Consider the following 223-nt stretch of genomic DNA (forward strand, 5'->3'; position numbering starts at 1 on the left):
GGTAGAGAATGTTCCTGATAGAATTTTGAAGTACAAGAGAAGTGGGGAACAAATATCTGTCATTGGATCAGTTAAATATCTAGCAAATACAACAGTATTTGCAACCCTTCCCGCTGGATTTCGCCCTGTACAAAGTATTGCTTTCCCAGCACTTGCATATGGCAATGGACCAACAGTTTGTGAAGTTACAGTTAAAAGTGATGGTGGAATTTTCTTGAATGGT

1 pseudogene is annotated in these 223 nt (G+C 39.0%); it reads left to right on the plus strand.

The features are described 5' to 3' along the window. Positions 1-223: pseudogene (locus tag MR168_RS33215) on the plus strand (hypothetical protein); the annotation flags it as partial.

Origin of the sequence: Bacillus cereus group sp. BfR-BA-01356 (assembly GCF_022663635.1) — a bacterium.
GTDB lineage: Bacteria > Bacillota > Bacilli > Bacillales > Bacillaceae_G > Bacillus_A > Bacillus_A cereus.